The organism is bacterium, from assembly GCA_013360195.1.
Taxonomy (GTDB): domain Bacteria; phylum Electryoneota; class RPQS01; order RPQS01; family RPQS01; genus JABWCQ01.
Genome location: JABWCQ010000016.1, coordinates 16236 through 42261, shown reverse-complemented (window position 1 = coordinate 42261; position 26026 = coordinate 16236). Strand labels below are relative to the sequence as shown.

Annotated in this window: 21 protein-coding genes; 11 read left to right on the top strand and 10 right to left on the bottom strand. The window is 52.3% G+C overall.

Going from position 1 to position 26026, the window contains the following annotated elements; genetic code table 11:
* Positions 1–4: 4 nt before the first annotated feature.
* The 8 genes from HUU59_11350 to HUU59_11315 form a co-directional block, all read right to left on the bottom strand.
* Positions 5–193, bottom strand: a complete 189-nt coding sequence (locus HUU59_11350) for a DUF2892 domain-containing protein (protein NUO20035.1) — start codon at positions 191–193, stop codon at positions 5–7.
* A 20-nt stretch (positions 194–213) separates the two neighbouring features.
* A complete protein-coding gene (locus tag HUU59_11345; protein NUO20034.1) occupies positions 214–3489 on the bottom strand; it encodes an efflux RND transporter permease subunit in 3276 nt (1091 codons plus the stop codon).
* Positions 3490–3524: 35 nt separating this feature from the next.
* The gene (locus HUU59_11340; GenBank protein ID NUO20033.1) at positions 3525–4592 is read right to left on the bottom strand and encodes an efflux RND transporter periplasmic adaptor subunit; all 1068 of its coding nucleotides are present in this window, start codon (positions 4590–4592) and stop codon (positions 3525–3527) included.
* A gap of 2 nt (positions 4593–4594) precedes the next feature.
* Complete coding sequence (locus HUU59_11335; protein ID NUO20032.1) at positions 4595–5926, bottom strand: TolC family protein; 1332 nt, start codon at positions 5924–5926, stop codon at positions 4595–4597.
* Positions 5927–6194: 268 nt separating this feature from the next.
* Positions 6195–6701, bottom strand: coding sequence for a hypothetical protein (locus tag HUU59_11330; GenBank protein NUO20031.1), 507 nt, complete (start codon positions 6699–6701; stop codon positions 6195–6197).
* 84 nt (positions 6702–6785) lie between these two features.
* A complete protein-coding gene (locus HUU59_11325; protein NUO20030.1) occupies positions 6786–8696 on the bottom strand; it encodes a carboxypeptidase regulatory-like domain-containing protein in 1911 nt (636 codons plus the stop codon).
* Positions 8697–8847: 151 nt separating this feature from the next.
* Complete coding sequence (locus HUU59_11320) at positions 8848–11676, bottom strand: carboxypeptidase-like regulatory domain-containing protein (GenBank protein NUO20029.1); 2829 nt, start codon at positions 11674–11676, stop codon at positions 8848–8850.
* 14 nt (positions 11677–11690) lie between these two features.
* On the bottom strand, positions 11691–13316 hold the full coding sequence (locus HUU59_11315) for a hypothetical protein (GenBank protein ID NUO20028.1): 1626 nt from the start codon (positions 13314–13316) through the stop codon (positions 11691–11693).
* Between the two features lie 456 nt (positions 13317–13772).
* Between HUU59_11315 and HUU59_11310 the strand changes: the two genes are divergently transcribed.
* The 11 genes from HUU59_11310 to HUU59_11260 all read left to right on the top strand — a co-directional run bounded on the left by HUU59_11310 (position 13773) and on the right by HUU59_11260 (position 25000).
* Entirely contained in the window at positions 13773–14432 is a 660-nt protein-coding gene (locus HUU59_11310) for a TetR family transcriptional regulator (protein ID NUO20027.1), read from the top strand.
* Entirely contained in the window at positions 14429–15733 is a 1305-nt protein-coding gene (locus HUU59_11305) for a TolC family protein (GenBank protein ID NUO20026.1), read from the top strand. The genes HUU59_11310 and HUU59_11305 overlap by 4 nt, the downstream gene beginning before the upstream one ends.
* 2 nt (positions 15734–15735) lie before the next feature.
* The gene (locus tag HUU59_11300; protein ID NUO20025.1) at positions 15736–16620 is read left to right on the top strand and encodes an efflux RND transporter periplasmic adaptor subunit; all 885 of its coding nucleotides are present in this window, start codon (positions 15736–15738) and stop codon (positions 16618–16620) included.
* Between the two features lie 33 nt (positions 16621–16653).
* The gene (locus tag HUU59_11295; protein ID NUO20024.1) at positions 16654–17586 is read left to right on the top strand and encodes an ABC transporter ATP-binding protein; all 933 of its coding nucleotides are present in this window, start codon (positions 16654–16656) and stop codon (positions 17584–17586) included.
* 19 nt (positions 17587–17605) lie between these two features.
* On the top strand, positions 17606–18322 hold the full coding sequence (locus HUU59_11290; protein NUO20023.1) for an ABC transporter ATP-binding protein: 717 nt from the start codon (positions 17606–17608) through the stop codon (positions 18320–18322).
* The gene (locus HUU59_11285; GenBank protein NUO20022.1) at positions 18319–19428 is read left to right on the top strand and encodes an ABC transporter permease; all 1110 of its coding nucleotides are present in this window, start codon (positions 18319–18321) and stop codon (positions 19426–19428) included. The genes HUU59_11290 and HUU59_11285 overlap by 4 nt, the downstream gene beginning before the upstream one ends.
* Positions 19425–20573: an ABC transporter permease gene (locus HUU59_11280; protein ID NUO20021.1), complete on the top strand. Its 1149-nt coding sequence runs from the start codon at positions 19425–19427 to the stop codon at positions 20571–20573. The genes HUU59_11285 and HUU59_11280 overlap by 4 nt, the downstream gene beginning before the upstream one ends.
* A gap of 466 nt (positions 20574–21039) precedes the next feature.
* Positions 21040–22608, top strand: coding sequence for a tetrathionate reductase family octaheme c-type cytochrome (locus HUU59_11275; GenBank protein NUO20020.1), 1569 nt, complete (start codon positions 21040–21042; stop codon positions 22606–22608).
* Positions 22605–23270, top strand: coding sequence for a cytochrome b/b6 domain-containing protein (locus HUU59_11270; protein ID NUO20019.1), 666 nt, complete (start codon positions 22605–22607; stop codon positions 23268–23270). Before HUU59_11275 ends, HUU59_11270 begins: the two co-directional genes overlap by 4 nt.
* The gene (locus HUU59_11265; GenBank protein ID NUO20018.1) at positions 23267–23788 is read left to right on the top strand and encodes a YeeE/YedE family protein; all 522 of its coding nucleotides are present in this window, start codon (positions 23267–23269) and stop codon (positions 23786–23788) included. The genes HUU59_11270 and HUU59_11265 overlap by 4 nt, the downstream gene beginning before the upstream one ends.
* 18 nt (positions 23789–23806) lie before the next feature.
* Positions 23807–25000: a YeeE/YedE family protein gene (locus tag HUU59_11260; GenBank protein NUO20017.1), complete on the top strand. Its 1194-nt coding sequence runs from the start codon at positions 23807–23809 to the stop codon at positions 24998–25000.
* 86 nt (positions 25001–25086) lie between these two features.
* On the opposite strand, the gene HUU59_11255 is transcribed toward HUU59_11260, so the two are convergent.
* Both HUU59_11255 and HUU59_11250 read right to left on the bottom strand, forming a co-directional pair.
* On the bottom strand, positions 25087–25572 hold the full coding sequence (locus HUU59_11255) for a response regulator (protein NUO20016.1): 486 nt from the start codon (positions 25570–25572) through the stop codon (positions 25087–25089).
* Between the two features lie 38 nt (positions 25573–25610).
* Complete coding sequence (locus tag HUU59_11250; GenBank protein NUO20015.1) at positions 25611–26024, bottom strand: Crp/Fnr family transcriptional regulator; 414 nt, start codon at positions 26022–26024, stop codon at positions 25611–25613.
* Between the last annotated feature and the right edge of the window lie 2 nt (positions 26025–26026).

Sequence of the window (26026 nt, the reverse complement as noted above, 5' to 3'; positions counted from 1 at the left end):
TGGGTCAACCTTTCAAGCCAAGTTTGCGGAAAATAGTTATCGCCGGACACCACTTGCTGAACGCCGATTGAATGAGATTCAACGCGACAAACGTCGTCAGGAGTAACCACCAGTGACTGACCCAGATTGTAAGTGCAAGGCTGATGAGTATGACCACACCTGCCATCAAACGAACCGCTTCTTCCACACGCATATTGAACACCCTTTTCAAGTTTATTGTGACTCGGTTTCAAGCAGGCCGCTGGTGCCTGCATATTTCAAATAGATGTAATAAAGCAGCGGAATCACCACAAGTGTCAATGCGGTCGATGCAATCACCCCGAAAATGAGCGACACGGCGAGTCCCTGAAATATCGGATCGAGATATATCACACCGGCTCCGACTACTAATGCCAACGCTGTCAATACAATCGGCCTGAATCTCACTGCCCCGGCCTTCATCACCGCATCTTCAAGTGACTCGCCCGCCCGAATCTCCTGATTGATGAAATCCACCAATAGAATCGAGTTTCTGACCACGATCCCTGACAGGGCGATGAATCCAATCATTGACGTCGCTGTAAAAAACGTTCCCAGCAGCGCGTGACCCGGCAGAATGCCAATCAGAGTCAATGGAATCGGAGCCATGATGATGAGCGGAGTGACAAAACTTCCGAACCATCCCACGACCAGCACATAAATGAGCAGGACGACCACGCCGAATGCCGCACCCATGTCACGAAACACCTCGTACGTGATGTGCCACTCACCGTCCCACTTAAGCGCGTACTGACGACTGCTCTCCGGCATGTGTGTTGACATAACGGCAAGTTCAGTTCCGTCCGGGGTCTTCACATCCTTTAGCCGTTCGTTCATATTCAGGATGCCGTAGACCGGCGACTCCTCCGTTCCGGCAACCTCTCCAATCACGTACGTGACAGGCTGCAGATTCTTGTGATAGATGTACGACTCGCGTGATTCTTGCATCGGTTTGACAAGCTCACCGAGCGGCACGAGTTGTCCGCTTGCTCCGTGCAGTTTAAGGCTTGCAAGCTCCTCAAATCGCGACCGTTGTGTCAAATCCAGCCGCATAATCAAGGGCACTTCCGAGCGATCCTGTTCCACATGCAGCAGTCCTGCCTCGGCGCCGCTTACTGCAACGCGAAGAGTACGCGAAATCATCTCCGGTGTAATGCCAACTGCTGCGGCCTTCTCTTGGTCTACAATAAGCTCAGTCAAAGGAGCGGCATCTTCGACCATCCAGTCAACATCGACAATTCCATCGGTCGTTGCGAAAATATCCTTGACCTGCGCTGCAACCTCTCTCCGCCCGTCGCGATCCGGTCCGTAAATTTCTGCCACCATGGTGGACAAAACAGGCGGCCCCGGCGGAACTTCGGTCACCTTCAGATTTACTCCGTGCTTCTCTGCGATCGGCAGCAGCTTCACGCGTACGGCCTTCGCGATATCATGACTCTCGTCGTCACGGAGGTGCTTGTTCACAAGATTGACTTGAATATCCGCCACATTAGGGCCGCTGCGCATGAAGTAGTATCTTACCAGCCCGTTGAAATTGAACGGCGCCGAAGTACCGACGTAAACCTGATAATCCGTCACCTCTTGCATAGTCGTAAACAACTCTGCCATTTCGCGGGCGGCGGCATTGGTTCTCTCAAGTGAAAAGTCCTCAGGCGCGTCAATGACAACCTGCAATTCGCTCTTGTTGTCATACGGCATCATCTTCACAACCACCCAGCGAAGCGGAAAGAGCGCCATCGAAACAAGCAGTATCGCGACAATCCCGCCAAGTACCAGAATCTGCTTCTTGCCGCTCACCAGCAGCGGTTGCATGACCTTTGAATACAGCCGCTGGAGCTTGCTCTCCTCTTCTGTCTCATCGAAATGATGATGCGACTCGTCAACCGCCTTTGATCCGCCAAACAACCTGTACGTCAGCCACGGTGAAACCACGAACGCGACGAGAAGTGAGAATAGCATTGCCGCAGACGCGTTGACCGGAATCGGCCGCATATAGGGACCCATAAGCCCGGACACGAAGGCAAGCGGAAGCAGCGCTGCGATTACCGTTAGAGTGGCGAGAATTGTTGGATTACCGACTTCGTCCGTTCCGAAAATCGTCGCGTGCTTGGCGTTTGTCCATCGCAGCTGATAGTGCCGGTGAATGTTCTCGACAACAACAATTGCGTCATCAACAAGAATACCAATTGAGAAAATCAGCGCGAAGAGCGTTACACGATTTAGCGTGTATCCGAAGAAGTAACTCGAGGCGAGTGTCAAGGCAAGCGTAACAGGCACCGCAACCAGGACGACGATGGCTTCCCGGCGTCCAAGCATTAGCAACATGAGGAACACCACGGAGACCGTTGCCAGTCCGACATGGAAAATCAGCTCGTTGGACTTCTCTCGCGCAGTGAAACCGTAGTCGCGCGTTTTCGTGATTGTGATGTCGGACGGTACCAGCGAACTCTTCAATTCATCAAGTCGAGAGTCCAGCTCTTTGACCAAATCGACCGCATTGGTTCCCGGCTTCTTGGAAATGGCAAGTGTGATAGCCGGCGCGTCCAATCCCGGAACAGGAATGTCTTTCTCCGGTGCGGCCGGTCCGCTTCCCATCCAAACATACTGAGCGGGTTCCTCCGGTCCGTCTGTGATGTCCGCCACGTCTCTCAGATATACGGGTTTGCCGTTCATCGTGGCGACGACTAGATTGCGAACTTCGTCCGCATTCTTGACGAATGCTCCGATTTGAACTTCGGTTGTGCGGTTGTCTGCAGTCATCAAACCTGCCGGCAGCTTCCAGTTTGCGGCGGAAATTGCTCCGTATGCCTGCAAAAGTGAAACATGATATGCAGAGAGTTTGTCGCGGTCAAAAGTGATTCGAACGGCGCGTCGTTGGCCGCCGATGAGCCAAGCCTGTGCCACGCGCGGATGTTGAGTGATTTCCGTGCGGACTTCATCCGCAACTCGCCGCAATTCCACCGGCGATACCTGCGTACTCCAAAACGTGTACGCGATTGCGGGGACATCGTCAATCGAGCGCAGTTTGACAACCGGTTGCGTTGCTCCTTGCGGCAATTCATTCGTATGGGCCGCAAGTTTTGCGTGAATCCGCGTGATGGCCTGCTCAGCGTCCGTGCCTACATAGAACCGCACAATGATCAGGCCGCCGGACGGCTGCGATGTCGAATAGATGTACTCCACATTTTCGATTTCGTAGAGTACCTTTTCAAGCGGCGTGACAATGTGCCGTTCAATTTCCTGCGCGCTTGCTCCGGGGAAACCGACGGTGACATCCACCATCGGCACCTTAATCTGCGGCTCTTCCTCTCGCGGCGTAACCATCAGCGCGAGCACTCCAACAAGCAGGGAAACGACGATTAGCAGCGGTGTTAGCTTCGAGTCGAGAAACGAAGCTGCGAGCCGTCCGGATGCTCCAATCTTTTTGCGCGACAGTTTCTCCCGTCTCGCCTCCCTGCGAATCTCCAGCATCTCCTCGCGCAGGTTCTGCGGTGTGTTTTCGCTCATTAACCTGCCCTCTCGATGCGTGTGCCCTCGGCTATAAGACCTGTGCGATTCAGTACAACCATATCGCCTTCATTGAGTCCGGACATGATTTCGATTTCTTCGCCGCGAACGCGCCCAACCGTGACCGCGCGATTACGGGCAACACCGTTTTGATCGACGATAGTCGCAAGGTTAACGCCTCCTGCGGCGTATACGGCGCTCTTCGGTGCGAGCAGGACACGCACCGGTTTTCCCGGAATCTCTGCGGCCGCCGTATGCCCTGCCGCCAATGAGTCCGCATCACTCAGTCGGGCTCTAACGACCACCGAGTGTGTCATTGGATCGGCTGACGGCGCGAGTTCGGTAATAGTCGCCTTAACTGAACGGCCAGAGTGGTCAAGCGTGCAGTTTATCTCCGTTCCCACGGTGAGATCGGATGACTCGGATGCTCGTACTGTGAAATGCAAGTCTCTGCCGGACGAAGTTTGAATGCGAATCAGCGGACGACCCGGAGCGACCAGGTCGCCGACGTTTACAAACTTTTCCACGACCACACCGTCGAACGGTGCGCGCACGCTGCTTTCATTGGCCACCGCACCCGCCGCGTCTACTGCTCCTTGCGCCTGTGTGAGTGCGCCCTCGGCGGATTCATATTGCATACGTGCCAAATCAAGTTCAAGCTGCGAGCAAGCCTGCGCATCGTACAGCGCTTCGAAGCGCCGCAGGTTTGTTGCGGCTAGCGAGTGCGCAGCCTGCGCCTGTGACAACGCGCCTTTGGCTTGGGCGAGCATGCCGCCGTTCATTCTCTCTTCAATCTCAAGCAGAATGTCTCCTTTGCGAACGCGGTCACCTAATCTGACACGCTCCCGGACGACAGGTCCCATCGCGCGACTCGAAAGAACTGCGTCGTCTTCGGCGTGAATTGTTCCGCGGACAGAAATGATGGCCGGCACTTCACGCATTGCAACTACCGCGGTTTGTGCCTTCAAGCTCGTCTCGTTGGCTGTGGCAAGCTTGGCCTCATGCGAGCAGCTTGACACGTAGAGTGAAATGGAAAGCGCGCTAAGTAAAAACAGGGTCTTTTTCATATCTATTTTGTAAGTAGTGATTGGCCGGTGACAAATTGAATTCGGTAATCCGCAAGCAGGAGGTCGTAACGCGCCATTAGTTCGCGCAGCTCGAGTTCCCGCAATGCCGTCTGCGCGTCCAGCAAGTCGGTCATCTTGGAGACTCCCTGTGCGAAGCGTGCTTCTGTGATGCGCAGATTCTCTCTCCCTGCTTCCGATGCAGTTCTTGCAGCGTCAAGTCTGAATTTGGCGGTCGAACGCTCCGCAACGACCTGCCGCACCTCGAGCTTCACGCCCTCTTTGAATCTATTGATGTCAGCTTCTCCTGCACGAGCGTCCATTGCCGCCTTCTGCAAAGCGAATCTGTCTGCTCCTCCGCGAAACAGATTAATCTTGGCCTGTCCCATGATTGCCCACGACGACCCGTTGTCCCCGAAGAGCTCTTCATCGTACAAATCATAGCGGCCTACAAGTCCAATCTGAGGAGAAAACGCGGAGCGCGCAACGGTTGTCTCAAGCCGGCCAGCGCGAAGCTTCTCCTGAGCGGCCCGCAAATCCGGTCGCTGTTCCAATGCTGTGGCAATCGCAATGTCTAATGCAGGATTGTCGTAATCAGTTGTCTCCGGTTCGGCAAGATCAATCTTCGTGTCCTGCGGATTCCCCAAGTGGAAATTCAATGCCGCCTGCGCCAGTTGCTCCTGCTCGTCCGCTCGCACTTTATACTCCTGCATCTCCGCGACAAACACCTTCGCTCTCAAGATGTCATTAGGTGCGAGCATTCCTTGCTTGAAATATTCCTCGGCCCGGGCAAGATGCGCTTCCGCCGTCGCCAATGTGCGTTTCATCAAGTCGGCGTGTTCACGTGCCTTGCTCAAATTGAGCCACGCGGCGGTCGTTTCAAACACAACGCTCTCGCGTGTTCTGACCTCTTCCTGTTCTGCAGCTCGCGCCATACTCCGTGCTTGCAGCGTTCTGCCGTGCAGCATGCCGCCGGTGAATAACGGCAAACTCGCCTCAACTCGCGTCATGTATGTGTTCAGCAATTCCGGATTGTTCGGATCATTCGCAGGATTGCCGAACTCCGCCATGCTGAATCGCTCCTGATTCATCTGAAAGGCAAAGGCCTCCGCCGGATTGTTGGTTCGTATGAAGGTTTCAGAGACATCCACCGATGGCAAGCGGTATCCGATGGCTTGTCTCGCCGCCGCGCGAGCCGCTTGCGAACGCGCCTCTGCTGCCCGTACTTGCGGGTGGCGACTGACCGCTAACTCGGTGGCCTCTTTTATTGTCAGTCCGGACTGGGCCCAAAGAAAGGTGGGCAACCACAGGAAAATGAGAAATGGGACTTTTTTCATAATCGAATATGTTTATATGAACATTTAGTAATATAAGAAACGCGAAAGTCTTTGTCAAGTTCCCAGGCAATCAAATTAATTCTGTAAAGCTTTATTTTTTAGAAACGTAACAAAAGTCCACGAGAGGCTGAAACTTTTTAGTAGAACATTAGTTCAAATGGTATGCAGCCAAATGCCTCTCGTAATCAGTCCAAAAGCCAACAAGAAAGCCCCTGTCGGGGCATATATATAAGGAAGGCAATTACCGAAAAAGGCCAAACCAACCCGTTTAATCATTATACGCAATAACCTTAAACCACCCTTTGTATTCGAGAATGACATTTAGCAATCGCCATTCCTCTGCTTCACCGCCGTTAGCTGAAGCGAACACCCGGAACGCGCGATGTACCTTCATCGTCGGATAGCTTCGCACTTCTTGTGGTGGAACTATTTTTACCAAGGCGATCTCCATTCCGCCAAAGTCACCGATGTATCGTCGTGCCGCCTTCTCAACATCGCGGACGACCCAACTCCACGCCTTCTCAACCGGCATTCCACGAACCTCCTGCTCTGGCAAACCAGCCCAAAGAATTTCGTGATATTCCTGCTCGGTTAAGCAGAAGGACTTCAATCTCTCAAGGCTCGAGTCTTCAATCGCTTCCACAACTCCAAGGGCAAGCGCCTCAAGCGAAGGAAACATGTTTGGAAGCGGTGCGCTCTCCTTTTGCGAATCGCTCACGCAGCCTTGCACGAAAAGATATGTACTGAATAGTGCCAGCAAGATCTGTTTTCTCATTTATCTCTTTTAAGTTTGATGCACAGCGGACCCGCATTGCTGCAGGCCCGCTGTGCATGGACAATTCAATCGGACATCGCTCCGTTATCGCGACCAGCCGACATGCCAGCTGTCGTTAGGGCCGTTAAAAGCGCCGATGTAGGGTGCATACGGCAAACTGTAGGTGGCCAGCACCGCCGCTGGAGCCGCGTTTGCCGCATTCAAAGCAGGTGAACCCGTAAGCGGACGAGCATCATAGTTGGTCGGGTCTGAAAGTAACGGATTCGCAATAATCGTCGTAGCATTCGTGCCGACAAAGCCCGTGCCACGGAAGTTCGAAATATTTTGAGTCCAACCTGTCGGTGCGGCGAGAATATGACCATTCAGTGTCATGCCGCCCGCAGGAACACCGTTCACGTTGTCCCACTCCGCGTCTTCGCAGCGGAAGTGGCCATCGCCGATTCCTGCTCCAGTGTTTGGATCGATTACCTCAGTCGCTGCCGCGCCATTATCCCAAAACAGACTGTAATCAAATCGCGAAGCGCCGCCTGCCGCTGCCGTTGCGGTCGCACTATTGTCCATATCAATACCTCCCGCTCCGCCAAGCGTAACGATGAAGTTGAACCAATTGAACTTCGTGCCGCGACGCGGATTCAAGAGATCAGTCGCTGCCGCCGGACTTCCCTGGTGACCTACGAATGTAATATTCGAGAGCACACCGTTTGCGCGCGGTGTAGCATTATTGTCCGCTTCAAGATTGTCCGCCTCAATACCCTTATCCGATGCCGCGCCGCGTGTGTAAACAACAGCATTCCAAATGCGGCCTTCCCATCCGTCCGTCCAGTCAATGGCGTCGTCGCCTGAGTTGGTGATAATGATGTGGTTGCACGAATTCGTTCCACCGAAGAACTCAATGCCATCGTCCGCACCATTAATTGCCTGATAGTACTCGCAAGTCGTGCCGCTGCCGACAGCCTGATAGGCGAGTGAGTTCAACTCATTGGTCGGTGTAAACTTGAATCCGCCGAACTCTACACGAAAATAGCGATGCGAACCGCTGCTCTGAGCATTCTGAGCGTTGGCAAGCGCATTGCCAAACGGACCTGTATTGCCTTCGCCGACCGCTACTCTACCGCGGTTGTTCTGTGCGTCACCGGAAATAATCAAACCACCCCAATCGCCGTCACGCGGAGTCCCGGTCAAACGGCCTGATGTGAATACAACCGGCTTGTGCTGTGAACCGTTGATGTTCAGAACGCCATTGGGATTAGCGCCGTCGGATGCTTCGACCTCGAGAAACGTCAGTACATTCACCGTATCGCCGGAAATTGAGGAAGAACCGTTTATGGTAGTTCCCTCTTCAATGTTTAGTGTAGCACCGGGTGCCACGGACGTCGGGCCTGCCAGCTCATAAACCTGGTCATTGGTCCAGTTCACGACGCCGTTCAATACGGTCGGTACAATTGTTCGCGAAAACGCCGGCCATGTGTAATTCCAGTTTGAGATGCCGCCGTCATTAATGACGACTGAAGTGACTCCGACCGGGCGATTCAACAGATAAACACAGACTTCATATGTACCGACTGGCAAACCCTCGATGAGGTAGTTGCCGTTCGCATCCGTATAGTCAAGCCCGAAGATGCTCGGATCGTCTAGCTTCGAAGCGAAAACCAAAGCGTTGTTCGCAGCAGTGTTGGAGGTATCATTGATGACACCGGAGAGATCACCGGCCGGCACGACCGCCGTGACGACATAATAAAACTGATTGCCGGCACTGTTGTTGTCGGTGAAAGTCAATGCGTTTGTGGTCGCGAAAGGGAAGAGGAGATTAACGTCTGTGATTTCGGAGGTCTCCTTGTAGACATTGTACTCCGTCGCGCCAGCCACACCTTGCCAACGCAGCACGACATCGTTCCCGTTAACGGCGATAGTCAAATCTTCCGGGGCGTCAATCGCGAAAGCCGCGCTGGTCATCACCATCGACATCAGCAAAACCAATAGGCGACGAATTCTCATTTCAATTCTCCTTGTTTGGTACATGATTCTCAAGAGGGTCTCTATTACTTGTTTTCGAGTGACGTAGTTATCAGTCAGTCAAAAGATAACCCCCGGAGGTTTTCCGGGGGTGAGCAATGTGTCAGAATTGTGTAAGCTTACGCACGGCGTATCAAATTGAGTAGGATAGTCCAAGCGAGAAGCTTTGTCCAACCTTGAAAGAATTCTGGACCTTACCGCCGGTCAGAAATTCGACTTCCGAATTCAGAAGATTCTTCGCCTGAAATTTGGCAGCCCAATGACCTCCCAGCGATTGGTTGGCCGCAAAATCCAGACGGCTGAACGGCTGCTCATACGTATCCGGATTGCCGTAGCCGCCGACCTGCGAAATACGCTCACCAAACGTGTTGAACAATAAGCGCAGACTTGTGCCCCAGAGCGGCTGATCATAGGCCAAAGTTGCGTTTACGATATAATCCGATTGGCCCATCAAAGCCCGTTCCGTACTTGTAAGTATTCCTGCACCTACATTGGCGGGGTCATAGGCCGGTTGATTCAGGTCCACTGTCGAAGAGACAAGCGTGAGGTTGCCTTGAACCGAAAAATAGCGCATTTGACCGCCAAGTTTTTCAGCGGCAAATTCAAGCGACTTACGAAACTCAACTTCAACACCAATGTTGTTTGCATCAACGAGATTGTCCGGATACAGAGCGTTGATGGCGCCGGTTGCAGAACCGGAAGCGTAAATCCACTCGATGGGGTCCTTTATCTGCTTATAGAACAGACCTGCACTGAAGTTCTCTCCAATGGACGGATACAGTTCCGCGCGCAGATCAACATTCAAGACCTTTGTGTAATCCACGTCAGGATTACCTAACTTCTCGGTTCCTTCGTAGTAATCACTGTCCACGGTCGGAACAAGTTCGGCATAGTCGGGATTGACAAGCGTCTTGGATACCGCGAAACGGAGGCTTGTCTTGTCGTTCAGCAAAAAAGTCAAATTGAGCGACGGAAGAACATCGGTATGCGAGGGCCCGCCTTCAGCGAACGTGGTGTCCGGACTGCCCGGGTACGGAAAAGTCCTGAAGTATTGGTCAGTGGACTCGATACGCGCACCGAGAACAGCCCGCCACTTCTTATTCAGCATCAGGTCGCCCATGAGATATCCTGCGGCGACATCCATTTCCGCGTTGTATGAATCGAGCGTAAACGGTAATTCCTGCAATGTCCAATGAGCAAGAATGTTCTCCTTGTTGAAAAGGACTTCGGGCGGGAGCGTGCGGTCAAGTTCGTCTGCTCCAATGGTATCCGAAGATTGGAAGTAGAATTTTCGCGTGGGGAATTCACGATCCATGCTGCGAACAAGTCCGCCGAATTTGATTTTCGACTGATCGTCTTTATTGCGCAGCGGCATTGTCCAATCAAAGGTGCCTTCAATGATGTCATCCTTCATTTCGGCAAAGCGGCGAAATCCGCTCGAATTGGAGTTCAAGTAGGAATACTCGCCGGTGCCAAAGTCGGCGTAATAGACATCGCGACGGTCGGGCTGCTTATATTGTCCCTTGGAAAGGGTAAGCCCCCACTCGAGCTTGCTGTTGCGAAGCGCGGAGAGTTGATGCTCGCCTTTTGGCTGAATCGTGGCAAGCGATCGTTCAGTCCATGCTAACCGGGTGGCGCGAACGAGCAGATTGCTTTCAAGAATTCCGGAAAAAAGCTTGACTTCGTCGTCACCGCTGCCTGTGTACATGGACTTCACACTGAACTTGTGCGCAGGGGAAGCTTTGTAGTTCAAATCAAGGATGCCGCCCAACGCTCCGCTCTTGGTAGACTTGACGATATGAACGCTGTCCGTTGTCTCTATCGTGCCGTCATCCAGGAAGTTATAAATGAATTCCTGTTCATTGCGGCTGGAATAACTTGCAGATTGAGTGATGGTGGCCAGATAACCGAAAGGCTTGCCGAACAGAGACGACTGATTTCCGAATGCAATCGATCGCGAGCCGTTCAACGGAGCAGTCGTCTGGCGCGCTTCCCACGTATTCGCAAACGAGGTCGCAAGCGTTCTGCTGGTCGCACCCGCGGGAGGATTCACCATCTCATCGGGCAGATCACGCGAGCCGTCGTCCCATCCCAGCCAATCGGTTGAACCGCCTTTATAGGTATTAAACTCCTTGAACGTTGTCCGGTCATTGAATTCAACATTCTGGGTCACGGAAAACGTCAACTTTTCAGGAAAATCCTTGGTGGTCAACTGCACGGAACCTCCGGCGAAGTCGCCCGGCTGATCCGGAGTGAAGGTCTTCGAAACGACGATATTGTTGAGTAAATTTGCTGGAATGATGTCGAAGGGAACAACGCGCTTAAGCGGTTCAGGACTTGCCAGCGAAGATCCGTTCAGGCGGGTGTTGTTGTATCGTTCGCCCATCCCGCGCACGTAGACATACTTGTCGCCGACAACCGAAATACCTGTAACACGTTTGACGGCGTCTGCGGCGTCGGAGTCGGGAGACTTTTTGATCTGCTCTGCGGAAATTCCGTTGGACACGGATGTAGAACGGCGCTGAATCTGCAGAATGGACGCTTCGGAATTATCAATCCGGCGCGCTTCGATGACCACTTCCTGTGTTTGAATCGCTTCCGTTGCTAGCTTCAGATTCAGTGTGGAGACGCGGCCTGATTTAACTTCGACATCTGTAACCGACAACTTGGCATAACCGATGTAGTTTGCGACAACGGTGTACAAACCCGGCGCAACATTTCGTATTGTAAACTGACCATCCAAGTCTGACGAAGCGCCTTGCTTGGTGCCCTCGATCATCACGGCCACTCCAAACATCGCCTCGCCGGTTTCACTGTCGACGACAATACCTGTAATAGACCCGTTCACCGTCGTCTCCCCCTGACCCCACACAACATTCAAAGAAAGCGAACAAAGCAAAGTTAAAAAGATCAGCTGCCTCGCCATCACCTGTCCCAACACGAGCATCGGAAATTTGCGCACGAAGTGTATCCTGATTAATTGCGGTTGAAATTAATGAACACGTTGCGGCCGGTCAGTACATCGCCGCGATGCAACATAAGCCGTTCGAAGTTTCCGCCTCCCGGAAGATCCCAGAAACCGAAGCGGTCACCGGTATTCAACTGACCGTCCTGATTGTTGTCAATGTAGAGACCGAAGCGAACCATCATGGAATCAGCTTCAGTCAAGCTGAAGGAAATCGAGTAGTCGACGGTATCACCATTAGCCGTTACGGGAGTCCATTGCGGACTCAGATTGCGCGTGGGAGCGGGCAAACCTGTTGCCAGAGTGTCCATGAAGAAGACCAGATTCTGAACAGACAGACCTGCGCGCACATGTCCCAAACCGGAAATCGTGACCGTCGTGCGCGGTGCCCGGGGCAACTGTTTGACATAATTCGCCCATGCCCCGGACACATCGGAAAGCTGCAGCTCGGCATATGCGTCTCCAGCCGTGGAGTCAAGGTCTGTTTGTGTCGGGAAATAGTAGCAAAGTCCTGCGTGTCCGGCGGCGTCGTCGGAGCCGTAAGACATCAACCTCGCCGCTTCCGCAGCGTGGACAAGATTCACCGCAGCGTCAAGGAACGGTGCGTATTGTTCATCGGTGAACTGTCCGGAAGCGGCAAGTGCATCGGCATATTCTTGTATATCCAGTTGAATGCCGTTATGCAAATCAGTTTGCATTAGTTCGTCTCTGATGCCGAGCAGGGCGGGCGATTGCAACTCACTTGCGGCAAGCCATTGACGTGAAAACTCATCAAATGCTGATGCGATAGAGCCGACGGCATTTGCATCCCACAGGGAAGTCAGGAACACCGCAGTTTCAGTGTCTTGCGCAAGCCGTTCCGCGTCAATCATGTATGCAGCCAACTCACGCGGTGAGAGTTCGGGCTGGGCTTGCAGATCCCTGTACCATTCGGCAATAATTTCATGATGCGGCTGTTCGACATTAAAGGTTGAAGTGACAATGTAATCGGCACAATCGCGAAGCTCATACACATTCTCAAGCGTGCCCATATTGCGCGCATACAATGCGAGAATGTCAAAGCCTCCGTTTGGAAGCAAGTGCGAGACACTCTCGAGCTCTCTGCGCAGCATGTCCACTGGCATTCCAAGGGAATTGCCGTAGTCGCCCATCATCCCTTGCCAGCCATGACCGTCACCGGCGAGACAAAGCACATAGTGATCCGCGTTCATTTGCGACAGTGCGGTTTCCAGAAAGGCGCGCAGTGTCAGCGGATCGCCCGTGCTGACCTGACCGAGATTGGCAACAAGCTCAGAGTTCAGAAGTCCTTCGGGAGTCCTGGGGCTGAAGTCCACTTCGTATATTTCGACATCCCCTTGCGTGACGGGTGCAGCAATACAAGCCTGCGTAAGCGTTTGCGGCGCGTTGAGCTCTGTCTCCATCACACGGACCGTCGCGATTGCACGGGATGTGAGGGACATCTGTGAGTTCTGTATAACATCGCCATCGTAGTTTCCGGCGGCGTAGATCAATACTCCCCATGTTTGGGAATCCGATACAGGCTCAGTTGCCAGGCGATTGGCGCGATCCTCGGAGCAGCCAAGAGCGAGTGTGAACGCGAGTGCAATTAGAAGGGACGAGACAATGCGAGAGTTCATTTTGGTATTGGATTAGGTTCTGGAATGTGAAAACCATTCACCGCGTAAGTGACCCAATTTACTTTGCTGAGGTTTTGGTCATATGAGACCAAGATTAGAATTTGGTTAGTACGCTGCATAAGTGGTTGTTTCTGCGTATCGCTTACCTCGTGATGAAAACATTCACCTTACTGCCTCTCCTTATATATATGAAGGGGCATACGGTAAGTTTGAGCTGCAGAATCTGAGTACGTGCAAGCAAAGATTGAACATATGAATAAAATCCGATTGCCAAATCAGGCGATCGAAGTACAAAAGAGAGTAACAGATGCAGACTGTTTTTACTATATCGTTAAATCATGCCTCTATCTCGATTTAAATAACATTGATAAATTATTAATAAATAATAATTAAATATTGAAACGAAATTTCACATTCCTATTGACTTGACAAAAAAGTTTAACGATATTGTCAATCATGAACGCAGAGCAAAAAACATCTCAAGACTTAACCGTCAAGGACAGGATTGTCGCAGCGGCAATTGACGTCTTCTCCTCCCAGGGTCGGCACGGCGCCCGGCTCGAGCACATTGCGCAACAGGCCGGGGTGAACAAGGCCCTGATCTATTATCACTTCCGCGACCGAACCGGACTGTACCGAGCCGCATTCGCGAAGCAATTCACCCTCATAATGTCTGAAGTCGGATATGAAATGCAAAAGCTGCCAGCAGATGAACATGACGCCATCGCCGTGCTCAAGCACTTTGTGCGATCGCATTACCGCGCGGTCATCCGCCACAAGCACTGTGTCCGGCTGTTTATTGGCGGAACTGCCGACGATCCGGAACTGACACGCAGCGTTGTCATGGAAATGACCGGCGGCCAACAGCCACCGGTCGTGACAAGGATATTATCACTAATCGAACATGGAGTGCAGGCCGGGCAATTGCGTCCGGTCAACCCCAAGCAATTATTCATCAGCATGCTGTCACTCAATTTATTCTTCTTTGTCGCACGGCCGGTGGCAGAGACATTTTTAGATTTGCAGATCGAAGACGAGGAACTGTTCATGGAAGAGCGACTGACAAGCATTCTCGATCTGCTGCTGTATGGCGCAGTAGAGAGGAGACCTCAATGAAAATCCTGATGATCGCAGCTCTGTTGTGCGCGGCGCTTCAGCTGTCACTCGCGCAAACGGGGCCGGATACGCTTTCGCTCGACGAATGCCTCCGAAGAGGATTGGAAGCCAGCGATGCGCTGGAGGCAAAGAGACATGCAACGAACTCGGCGCAGTTCGACGCACGCGCCTTCGCAGGCCAGCGCAAACCGTCCCTTGCTCTGAAGGGAAGCTACAATTACACAAGCGAAACGCAGGACCTGACATCAGCATTTCCCTCAGCTCCGGGGTTCACACCGCCGAAGATCAAGTTTGGCGACGGCAACATTTATGATCTGAACCTCACGGCGACGATACCGCTGTACGCGGGAGGAGCAATCGTTTCACGCGAACAAGCGGCACGCCTCGATGCACAGGCGCAGCGGTATGACACACGCGCCGACAGCCTAATCCTTCTGCACAGTATCCGACGTGCGTACTTCATCGCGGCAGGCGCGCAAGCAAACCAAGACGCAGCTGTCGCGCGCCGCGCACGACTGCAGCGGCATTTCGACGAGCTCTCGTCTTCGCGGACGATTGGAGTTGCGACCGAAGACGCACTGCTGGCTGTCGAAGCAAGTTTGAAGTCCGCGGAGTCCGCCTTATTGCAGGCGGAAACGGCGGCGCGAAACGCGCGGCTCGCTTTAGGCAAACTGATTGGCGAGCCGTCGTTGGAGATCTTTCCGCAATCTGTGTTGAACTCGGCGTTGGCTTACGACGCAGGATACGATCCGGAGCTGATTCAACAACGGCCAGAAGTGCAAATGCTTGATGCCAGAATCGAGCAGCGAAATCGCCTGCGCCGCGCAAGCATTGCCGGTTTGCTGCCTAATGTTGGCGCAGCAGCAGTATATCACTATGCAAAACCCGGCGTTGACATGATTGAGAACGAGTGGATGGACTATTACACGCTGGGTGTTTCAATGTCGTGGACTTTGTGGGACTTTCATGAAGCAAGGTCCCGTGCAAAGTCACAGGAAGTACTTGCAAGATCGCTGTCGGCAACGCGCTCTGACGTGCTTAAGACGTTCGAATCACGCGCGCTGACTTCACTTGAAACACGGGATGCCGCAAGGCCGGTGGAGAGCAAGCTGCGAGAGCGGCTGCAGATCGAAACACGGCGGGTGGAAATGCTCAGCAATACACTCGCCGCAGGTCTTGCAAGCGAATCACAATGGCTGGATGCTCAGGATGATCTGACGATCGCCGAGCTCGAGTGGATATCATCAGTTGTCGCGCTGCGCCTTGCCGAAGCCGATTACCTTTACGCGATTGGGAGATAACCATGATACGCAGTTTTCTACTACTGACCGTTGCCGTCCTCTTTGTCAATGCCTGCAGTTCCGACAATGCAGGCCCAAACCCCTCCGGAACGCTTGAGGCGACGGAAGTCGAAATCGCTTCTGAAATCGCCGCGCGCATTCTCGAGATACGGAAGGACCTTGGCGAGGACGCGAAATCCGGTGACACACTGATTGTGCTTGACACGCGACTAATAGCGTTGCAGAAGGCGCAAGCGGAAGCCTCACGGTCGCTTTTACAAGCGCAAAAGAACGTCGCCTCGGACGCGGTCCGTCAAGCAAAAGAGGCGTTGGAGCTTAGCGAAGCGACACTGAAGCGAAATGAATCGCTGCTGGAGCAGGGAACGGTGACACATCAGCAGTTTGACGAACTGCGCACCAAGCGGGACATCGCGAGGACTCAACTCTCTTCGGCTCAACATCAGCTCGGAGTGCTTGATGCGGAGGAAGGCAAACTTGACGCAACACTGGCCGTCTTTGACCGACAGATTGAAATGGGTGTTATCCTGGCTCCCTTTGACGGAACGGTCGTGCTTCGAAACGCACAGCCGGGAGAAATGGCGTTGCCGGGTTCAACTCAACTGAAAATAGCGAGACTCCGGGACATGGAGCTGCGGGTGTACCTAAGCTCGTCAGACCTGAGTCACGTGAAACTCGGTGAATCCTATTCCGTTTTGGTTGACGCTCTCGGCAGCGAAAGTCTTCAAGGAAAAGTCATTTGGATTAGCTCGGAAGCAGAGTTCACTCCAAAGAATACGCAAACACGCGAGTCGCGGGTTCAACTTGTTTACGCTGTCAAGTTAAGTCTTGATAACGAGGACAAGCGACTGGCAATCGGTATGCCCGCCGAAGTTGTGCTTTCGAAGTAGAAGCAAGTCGCAATTCACAAAGAAGTCAGATTCATGACGAACGCGCTTGAAATAAGAGAACTGAGGAAGTCCTACGGTCAAGTAACAGCCGTTGACGGTTTGACTCTTGATGTGAAGAGCGGAGAGATTGTAGGCTTGATCGGAGCCGACGGAGCGGGAAAGACCACTGCGATGCGAATTTCGTGTGCGCTGGTGGAGCAAGACTCAGGCGATGTGCGTGTGCTGGGCTTTGACCCGATCACTCAGGCGAATTCTGTCAAGGAACACATAGGTTACATGCCGCAAAGATTCAGTTTGTATCCTGATCTCTCGGTCGTCGAAAACCTTCGCTTCTTTGCCGAACTTTACGGAGTGGCCCGGAGTGAATATTCTGAGCGTGAGAAACGGCTCATGGCATTCAGCCGGCTTGAGCCATTTCGCGAGCGTCGCGCCGGCAAGCTGTCTGGCGGAATGAAACAGAAGCTTGCATTGTCCTGCACACTGATTCATACACCTGAGCTGCTTGTCCTCGATGAGCCGACAACCGGTGTGGATCCCGTCAGTCGCCAGGAGTTTTGGGCAATTCTGCGTGAACTTGCCAGTGAAGGTAAAGCGCTTCTAGTCAGCACTCCGTACATGGACGAGGCGGAACTCTGCGACCGCATTATCGTCATGCATCACGGGCGCGTGCTATTTTCCGGTACGCCGAATGAGCTGCCGCGCTTATATCCTCACAAGATACTCGAGATTATCGGAATGGATGAAAATGAGGCAGAAGAGCGACTGCGCAACATGTTGGATGCAGAAGTGGATCGAGTCGGCGACAGACTGCACGTGGTTCTGAAGTCGGAAGGCGATGCGGTCAAGGCACGTGATATTCTCGCCCGGGAGTCAGTCAGGGTTAACGACCTAACACCGACCGTTGAAGAGACAATGATTCATCTCGTTTCAATAGAGGAAAGCCGTGAGCAGAGAGTCAACGGTTGATCAGGCACCGCCGCCGGAGATTGCGGTGCAAGCACAGGGTTTAACCCGGAAATTTGGCAAGTTTACTGCCGTTGACTCACTTGAACTCACCGTACGAAGAGGAGACATCTTCGGTTTTCTTGGAGCGAATGGAGCGGGGAAGACGACGGCAATCCGGATGCTATGCGGACTCCTGGCGCCGACCGCTGGCACGGCGTGGGTGGCGGGATTATCGGTGAACCGGCAGCCGGAGGCAATCAAGCGGCGGATTGGATACATGAGTCAGAAGTTCAGCTTGTACGAAGATTTGACACTGGCTGAGAACATGGAATTCTACGGCGGAGTGTACGGTCTCACTGCGCAGGACAGCCGCGAACGCCGTGAGAGTTTGTTTGAGCGGCTTGGTTTGACTTCAAACGCGAATGATCTTCCGTCAAGGCTGCCGCTTGGATTCAAACAGCGTCTTGCTCTCGGCTGCAGCGTCATTCATCGCCCTGACGTGCTGTTCCTCGATGAACCGACCGGCGGAGTGGATCCAGTGGCACGACGTTCTTTCTGGAATCTCATATATGACTACTCGGCAGAAGGCATGACCATCTTTGTAACAACCCACTTCATGGACGAGGCGGAGTATTGCAATCATATCTCGATCATGGATGCGGGGAAACTTATTGCGCTCGGAACTCCGAGTGAGCTAAAGGATCGCTTTCATACGCGCACCATGCAGGAAACCTTCATTCGGGCGGTTCAAAGATGAAGCGCATGCTTGCGATAGCTCGTAAGGAGTTTGTGCATATCCTTCGCGATCCGCGAAGTCTGGCCTTTGCCATTCTCATGCCGCTCATGATGGTGCTTCTGTACGGTTATGCGATTGACATGGATTTGAGGAACCTTCGTGTTGGCATCCTCGACTATGACCGAAGTCGTGAGAGCGCGGATTTTGTCAGCCGGATGACGTCCGGGAAGTTCATCGTTGCTTCGGAGTATCTGAACAGCCGGGAAGACATTGAACAAGGGTTTCGCAAAGGACAATTCTACGCGGCCTTGGTGTTTCCGGAAGGATATGGCCGCAGGTTGGTTGAAGCTCCTGCTAGTCCAATTCAGATTCTTGTTGATGGGGCGGACGGAACAACCGCGGCAACGGTGGGCAGTTACCTTGAAGCGGTGTCTGCGCAGCTCAATCGCGATCAGATGCGCGCGGTCATCGGAGAGCGTTCACAGCCAATTGAGATAAAGTCCAGAGTCTGGTTCAATCCTGAACTGATCAGCGCACGATTCATCGTACCCGGGCTTGTCGCGATTGTCTTAATGATGATATGCTCACTGCTGACCAGCGTCGCGATTGTTCGTGAGAAGGAAACGGGAACCCTTGAGCAGGTGCTGACCACGCCGGTCAGTGCTGCGCAGGTGGTAGTTGGGAAAGTGCTGCCGTACATGTTAATCGGAGTACTCGACGCGGCCCTGATTCTGGCAGTCGGGCGTCACGTTTTTGGAGTGCCGATGAACGGGTCATGGAGCGTATTGGCAGGATATAGCTTTGTCTATCTGTCGATTGCCGTCAGCTTCGGATTGTTGATTTCGACGATAGCCAAAACGCAGCAGGTGGCGATGATGCTGGCGCAGCTCGTGACGGTGATTCCGACCATGCTGCTCTCCGGGTTCGTATTTCCGGTCAGTTCAATGCCAAAGATTCTTCAAGGCGTCGCTCACATTTTTCCGGCATACTATTATCAACGCATTATCCGCGGTGTGATGATGAAAGGGCAGTCGTCGTTTCCGTTCGAAGGTGGCGTAATGATTGCCATGGCCGTGTTCATTCTCGTGATTACCGCAAAGCGTTTTCACATGAGGCTTGACAAATGAGACGCTTCCTTGAACAACAGCGACCGCTATTCTACCTGATCCAGAAGAATTTCCGGCAAGTGTTTCGCGATCCGCAGATGCTCCGGATCATATTTCTGATCCCGGTTATTCAGCTTCTGATATTGAGTAATGCTGCAACGACGGATCTGCGCAATATCCGTCTTGGAGTTTACGACGACGATCGCACATCTGACAGCAGGCGGCTTTCCGAAGCGTTCTTTCAGAACAATATCTTTGTCAGTGGGCAGGTTCCCTCAAGTTCGAAAGAGCTTGGAGAGCTCTTGTACGCGGGAGAATTTGATGCAGCGGTGTGGATTCCGCGAGGATACTCAGAGGCTCTGTCGAACGGCGAGACGGCGGAGGTTTCACTGACGGTCGACGGACAGAATTCGAGCAGTGCAGGCAGGGCATTGGGCTATCTTCAGGGTGTGATTCAGAAGGAAATGCAGGGCCGGTTGGAGCTGCTGCGATCAGAGCATCCTGAAATTGAGCAGAAGCTGCACCAAATCAAGCCGGTTGTTCGGTACTTCTACAACCCGACGCTCGAAAGCCGCTATTATATGGTTCCGGCAATTCTGGTGATGCTGATTACTCTTGTTTCAGTAATGATCACGGGCACTGCTATTGTGCGGGAGAAGGAACTCGGCACGCTTGAGCAGATGATGGTTACACCGCTGACCAGCAGGCAGATTATCGCGGGAATGACAATTCCCTATGCGATACTTTCCGCTTTTGTGTTCACAGTAGGCACTTTGATCGCCGTGCTTGTCTTCAATGTCCCGCTATTAGGGTCCGCCTTCCTGTTGTATTTCTGCTCGGGAGTTTATCTACTGACAACGATGGGCGGAGGGTTGCTGGTCTCAACCATATCGAATACTCAGCAGCAGGCACTCTTCACCACGTGGTTCTTCATGATATTCTTCATCATGACGAGCGGTTTCTTTTATCCGGTGGACAACATGCCGGAGTTCGTTCGGACACTTTCGGTTATCAATCCGATGCGATACTTGATGGCCATTATCCGCGGAATTTTTCTGCGTGGTTCGACGTTTACGGATGTATGGCCGAATTTGTGGCCGCTCATTGTCATGGGTGCCGGACTGTTCACTTTTGCCGTTTTGCGGTTCCGGAAGCGTTTAAGCTAATGGATATGGAATCCGCACAGGGAAATCAAAGAGAGCAGGCCTAGGTTTTCTGCCTTTTCGAGTGCTGAAAACAGAGGGTATCCGCCGCGGATACCCTCTGTTGATTTTATTCACTTTTTAGGAGATCCTATGCAATGTGGAGCGAAATCCGTGTCCCGTGGATACATTTGCGCAGGAGGCTGAGAGGATTTTGGCGGCAAAGACGCAAGAGTCCGGCACAGGAAATGTCGACATGTCACACTACTCAAAGAACAGGTCAAAGCAGATTGACAAGAGCGAGTCTGATTCATATATTCAAGCAATTAATTGTATAGTTTACAAATTGAGTCAAGTTGAATCTGATGGAACTTCTCAACTTTTGGTTCGGTAAAGGCAAGAGTACGCCGATTACGTCCACCTTGTCCGAAATACACCGAACAGCGTGGGCAAGCTCTCGCATCCGGCAAACCAAGCTGATGATTGTCGTATGAGACGAATACTAGTAGTGCTGGGGATACTGAGCTTTCTGGCCTTGCTCTTCCTGAACATCCTGCCGGAACGCAGTTCAGAACGGACGCCTCTTGAGCAACTTCGCTTGCGCTATGGAACGGTCCGCAAGCCTTCGGTGGATCATGGCAAGTTTGAAGTCTTGAACGGTCCCTTCAGCAAGCCGCAGGACGTGACGAAAACGTGTGTATCCTGTCACACAGAACGGCATCACGAGGTCATGCAATCCTCTCATTGGAATTGGGACCGAATCGAATATATTGAAGGAAGAGGAATTCGCAAAGTCGGCAAGAAGAACATCTTGAATAACTATTGCATTGGCATATCAGGCAACGAGCAGGCTTGTAATCGCTGTCACATCGGCTATGGCTATGGTGACGAATCCTTTGATTTCAAGAATCCCTACAATGTCGATTGCCTGGCCTGTCATGACAGAAGCAATTTATACATGAAGGCCGGCGCGGGCATGCCGGACCCTTCTGTTGACCTTACGGAAGTAGCGAAGACCGTTGGAAAACCCACGCGGGCAAATTGCGGAACCTGTCACTTCTTTGGCGGCGGCGGAAACAACGTCAAGCACGGCGACCTGGAAGTCGCCTTGCTTGAGCCATCGCGAGACTTGGACATTCATATGGCGGTCGACGGAGTCAATATGGAGTGCACAGCGTGCCATACGGCGGAGCAGCATCAGATGCTGGGGAAGCTCTACTCCGTTTCCTCGATGAATCGCGACCGCGTCTCGTGCGAAAGTTGTCACGGCGAGCTGCCGCATGCAGACGGGGTCTTGAATAAGCACACACTGAAAGTTGCCTGTCAGACCTGCCATATTCCGATCTATGCCAAGGAACATCCGACAAAACTTCAGTGGGACTGGTCGACAGCGGGGACACTTCAGAACGGTCAGCCGTACTCCATAAAGAATGATACGTTAGGTGTCGAGACATATCAGACCACGAAGGGATCTTTTATCTGGGGCAAGAATGTCAAGCCCGAGTACGTTTGGTTTAACGGAACAGCCTCGCACTATCTGATTGGTGACACATTTGATCCTACAGAAACCTTGAGAGTGAATGAACTGCACGGATCCTACAGCGATCCGGATTCTAAAATAATACCGGTGAAGATTCACCGTTCGCGGCAGATTTACGACACGCAGTACAAGTACCTGATTCAGCCGAAAACAGTGTCACGGCAGCCGGGTGACAGCGCATACTGGCGCCAGTTTGACTGGCAATTAGCATCAGCAGCGGGCATGAAGGAGGTTGGATTACCTTACAGCGGTAATTACGGATTCGCAGGCACGGAGATGTACTGGCCGATCAACCACATGGTGGCGCCGGCGAAGGAAGCGCTCTCCTGCGTTGAATGTCACACTCGCAGCGAAAGCAGGGTGGCAAGCCTGACCGACTTCTATTTGCCCGGTCGTGACAGAAACATATGGGTGGAACGGACGGGAGTCAGCCTGCTTGTCCTCACGTTGATTGGCGCAGGACTTCATGGAGTTGCGAGACTTGCATCACCCAGAAAGCGGAGGCAGGCGATAAAATGAAGCGAGAGTATGTTTATCCGGCTTTTGAGCGCTTCTGGCACTGGATGCAGGCCGCTCTGATCGTTCTATTGGGAGTGACAGGATTCGAAATACACGGATCACTTCACTTTTTTGGTTTTCGGCAAGCTGTAGAGATTCACAACACGGCCGCAATAGCTTTTCTTGCACTTATATGCTTTGCTATCTTCTGGCATCTAACGACAGACGCATGGAAGCAGTACATACCGACAACGGCGAATATCCGCGCGCAGCTTGATTTTTACATCTTCGGTATATTCCGCGGAGCACCTCATCCGGCAAAGCGGACGGTGATAAGTAAACTGAATCCGTTGCAGAAGTTGGTGTACGCCGGATTAAAAGTATTAGTGATACCTATCATGGTGACCTCCGGCCTTATCTACATGTTCTACCGGTATCCGCAGAAGTACGAAGTAATCAGTTTGAACATTTCCGGACTCTCAGTCGTTGCAGCCATGCACACGTTGGGAGCCTATATCCTCGTGACATTCTTTGTGATGCACATCTACCTGACAACCACGGGCAAGTCACCGACCGCAAATCTTAAGGCAATGTTAACCGGATATGAAGAATTTAGTGAAGAGGGAAGTGGCGTGCTGGAGAAATCAAACGGAGTAAATAAACCTGAAATGGTGCAGCGATGAACCAGGTTTCCACGAAATATATGAATCCGTATCTTGCCGGATTCCTACTAGGTGCAGTACTGCTTGTGAGCATATTCGTAACCGGTCGCGGACTCGGCGCGAGCGGCGCGATAAAGGACACAGTTATCGCGGTTGTTGGCAAAGTGGCGCCGGATCACGCCGCAGAATCGCCATATTACGGGCCGTACATGAATGCAGAACGGGAGAACCCGATGAAATCCTGGCTGGTTTTTGAACTTGCGGGAGTACTCATAGGCGCGTTTCTGTCCGGTCTGGTCTCCGATCGCCTTTCATTTAAGAGCGAAGGCGGCCCATTCATTGCAAACAAGACTAGATGGGCATTTGCGGCTGCCGGCGGAGCACTGTTTGGTATCGGCGCACAGTTTGCGCGCGGCTGCACAAGCGGCGCGGCGCTTAGTGGTATGGCCGTACTGTCCTCAGCTGGATTCATAACAATGCTCGCGATTTTCGGAACTGGCTACGCAGTCGCATACCTTTTTCGCAGACTTTGGATCTAAGGAGCAGGAGTAAGCAGAATGGGACCATTTGTACCTGATCCGATTTCTCCGGAACTGAATTTTGTTATCGCGCTGATTATCGGAATTGCCTTTGGTTTTGTGCTCGAGCAGGCCGGTTTCTCCTCGTCGCGAAAGCTCGCAGGAGTCTTTTACGGGTACGATTTCACAGTGTTGAGAGTATTCTTTTCCGCCGCCGTCACGGCTATGGGCGGGATAATGCTGCTCAATTTTTTCGGGCTCTTGGATACGGAGGCCATATACATAAATCCACTGTGGCTTTGGCCTGCTATAGTCGGCGGAGCCATTATGGGCGTTGGGTTTATCCTTGGCGGCTACTGCCCAGGCACAAGCATTTGCGCTGCGGCAATCGGGAAAATCGACGCGCTCTTCTTTGTCGGCGGACTGTTCATCGGTGTGTTATTCTTTGCGGAGATGTTTCCGGCCTGGGAGAGATTCCACGAATCCTCAGCACTCGGTCCGGTGAAAGTGTACGATTCGCTTGGCCTTCCGGCGGGATGGTTTGCCTTTGCGCTGATTGTCGTAGCGGTGTCTGCTTTTGCCGTAACCAGCCGGATCGAGAAGCGAGTGAATCGGCAAGCTCCCGCGAACAACTTCAGATTCAGAAAGCACTTGACCGTTGCAGTTGTGACAATATTCGCGGGTGCAGTTTTTATATCGCTTCCGGATCGAAAGTCGAGAACAATTGCCATGGCTTCCTCATTGGAGCACCTTGAGGCCTGCGAAACCAGTTACATGAGTTCAGACGAGCTTGCGTTTCGAATCGTTGACAAAGACCCGAGTATGCAGATTGTCGATGTCAGCGACTCGTTGGCATATAATCAATTCTCATTGCCGGGATCTGTCAATCTGCAGATTCACGAGTTATTCAGCAAGGAATGGAACACCCTGTTCGCCCGCCGGCACGTCCGCAAGATATTAGTTGCAGAGAACGAACAAGATGCAGTAATAGCGTACCATGTCCTTGACGAAATCGGTTATCGCAATCTTTCCGTGCTTGAGGGGGGGCTACCGCATTTCCGAAGTCTGATTCTTAACAGGGAAGGCGCGGTATTGAGACAGGACAGTGTAAACTCAGTTGTACGGGAATTCCGGCAAGAAGCGGGCACAGCAATTCATGCCATGATTGAAGCGCAACGAGACAGGCCAAAAGAACCCGACAAGAAACCCAGGAAGATTACCGGCGGTTGCTGAGCATCACAACACGATTAACAAGCAAGAGCCTGCGATGCGCAGGCTCTTTTCACTTCGATGGAGACATGGCACAAACAGTCGTCACGTCATACAAAAGCCTTTACAATCTCACGATGCAGCGAGTCAAGATCGCTGTAGGCCTTGTTAATCTCATCAATTTTCTCCTGCAATTTCCTCATCAACTGCCTCTTCTCCAGTCCATTCCTGAAAATCAGCAGCAAGTCGCTGTTATCCCAGGGTTTTTCGATATACTGAAACAAACCTACTTCATTTATTGCTTTGATCGCATTCTCCTTATCCGCATAGCCCGTCAGCAGGATTCTGGGAACATCGGGACGCAGCTGCCGCACTTTTGCGAGAAAGGAGATTCCATCCATTTCCGGCATAAGGAAATCGGACACGACCAAACTAATATCAGTGGATGAAGCAATGAATTCAAGCGCCTGCGAAGCAGAGCGAAACGGAACACAAGTGTAATCAGTTTCGAGATCAATTAAAGACCGAATGCTGGTGAGCACCATTTCTTCATCGTCGACAAGTACAATAATTTGCGGATTGGTTTTCTCAGACATGTATTCTCCGTTACTAAGCAGCAAATGCGAAATGATTTCTAACCAACCAAGCTTCGCAGCTTGGCGGCCATTACCTTCAAAATCCCTTCAGAAATCCTGGAATGATCAGACAAGAGATCAAGGAAGTCATCCTTCCCAATTCTCAAGACCGCGCAATCTTCCAGTACTGTGGCGGTAACAATTCTTCTTTCATTATCGAACAGCGCCCATGTCCCGAATGCATCCCGTGCCTTCGCGATCATAACGTCCGCGCCGCCTCTGTGCAGGCGCACAGCGCCATCAAGAACCAGGTACATCGAATCCGATACATCCCCTTCAGAATAGATGACGGTACCCGCTTGCAGATTTTGTTCCTCGGCAATCATAGCAATGTAGGCAAGATCCTCCAAAGGAATACGAGCGAAGAGATCAATGTCCTGAAGAAAGACAACCTTTTCAACTGTTGTAATCATTT

Coding starts and splice junctions, on each gene's coding strand:
- HUU59_11300 (NUO20025.1), top strand. CDS start 15,736: ATGATACGCAGTTTTCTACTACTGACCGTTGCCGTCCTCTTTGTCAAT.
- HUU59_11345 (NUO20034.1), bottom strand. CDS start 3,489: ATGCTGGAGATTCGCAGGGAGGCGAGACGGGAGAAACTGTCGCGCAAA.
- HUU59_11260 (NUO20017.1), top strand. CDS start 23,807: ATGGGACCATTTGTACCTGATCCGATTTCTCCGGAACTGAATTTTGTT.
- HUU59_11275 (NUO20020.1), top strand. CDS start 21,040: ATGAGACGAATACTAGTAGTGCTGGGGATACTGAGCTTTCTGGCCTTG.
- HUU59_11315 (NUO20028.1), bottom strand. CDS start 13,316: ATGAACTCTCGCATTGTCTCGTCCCTTCTAATTGCACTCGCGTTCACA.
- HUU59_11280 (NUO20021.1), top strand. CDS start 19,425: ATGAGACGCTTCCTTGAACAACAGCGACCGCTATTCTACCTGATCCAG.
- HUU59_11270 (NUO20019.1), top strand. CDS start 22,605: ATGAAGCGAGAGTATGTTTATCCGGCTTTTGAGCGCTTCTGGCACTGG.
- HUU59_11295 (NUO20024.1), top strand. CDS start 16,654: ATGACGAACGCGCTTGAAATAAGAGAACTGAGGAAGTCCTACGGTCAA.
- HUU59_11325 (NUO20030.1), bottom strand. CDS start 8,696: ATGAGAATTCGTCGCCTATTGGTTTTGCTGATGTCGATGGTGATGACC.
- HUU59_11255 (NUO20016.1), bottom strand. CDS start 25,572: ATGTCTGAGAAAACCAATCCGCAAATTATTGTACTTGTCGACGATGAA.
- HUU59_11310 (NUO20027.1), top strand. CDS start 13,773: ATGAACGCAGAGCAAAAAACATCTCAAGACTTAACCGTCAAGGACAGG.
- HUU59_11340 (NUO20033.1), bottom strand. CDS start 4,592: ATGAAAAAGACCCTGTTTTTACTTAGCGCGCTTTCCATTTCACTCTAC.
- HUU59_11265 (NUO20018.1), top strand. CDS start 23,267: ATGAACCAGGTTTCCACGAAATATATGAATCCGTATCTTGCCGGATTC.
- HUU59_11330 (NUO20031.1), bottom strand. CDS start 6,701: ATGAGAAAACAGATCTTGCTGGCACTATTCAGTACATATCTTTTCGTG.
- HUU59_11305 (NUO20026.1), top strand. CDS start 14,429: ATGAAAATCCTGATGATCGCAGCTCTGTTGTGCGCGGCGCTTCAGCTG.
- HUU59_11250 (NUO20015.1), bottom strand. CDS start 26,024: ATGATTACAACAGTTGAAAAGGTTGTCTTTCTTCAGGACATTGATCTC.
- HUU59_11350 (NUO20035.1), bottom strand. CDS start 193: ATGCGTGTGGAAGAAGCGGTTCGTTTGATGGCAGGTGTGGTCATACTC.
- HUU59_11285 (NUO20022.1), top strand. CDS start 18,319: ATGAAGCGCATGCTTGCGATAGCTCGTAAGGAGTTTGTGCATATCCTT.
- HUU59_11335 (NUO20032.1), bottom strand. CDS start 5,926: ATGAAAAAAGTCCCATTTCTCATTTTCCTGTGGTTGCCCACCTTTCTT.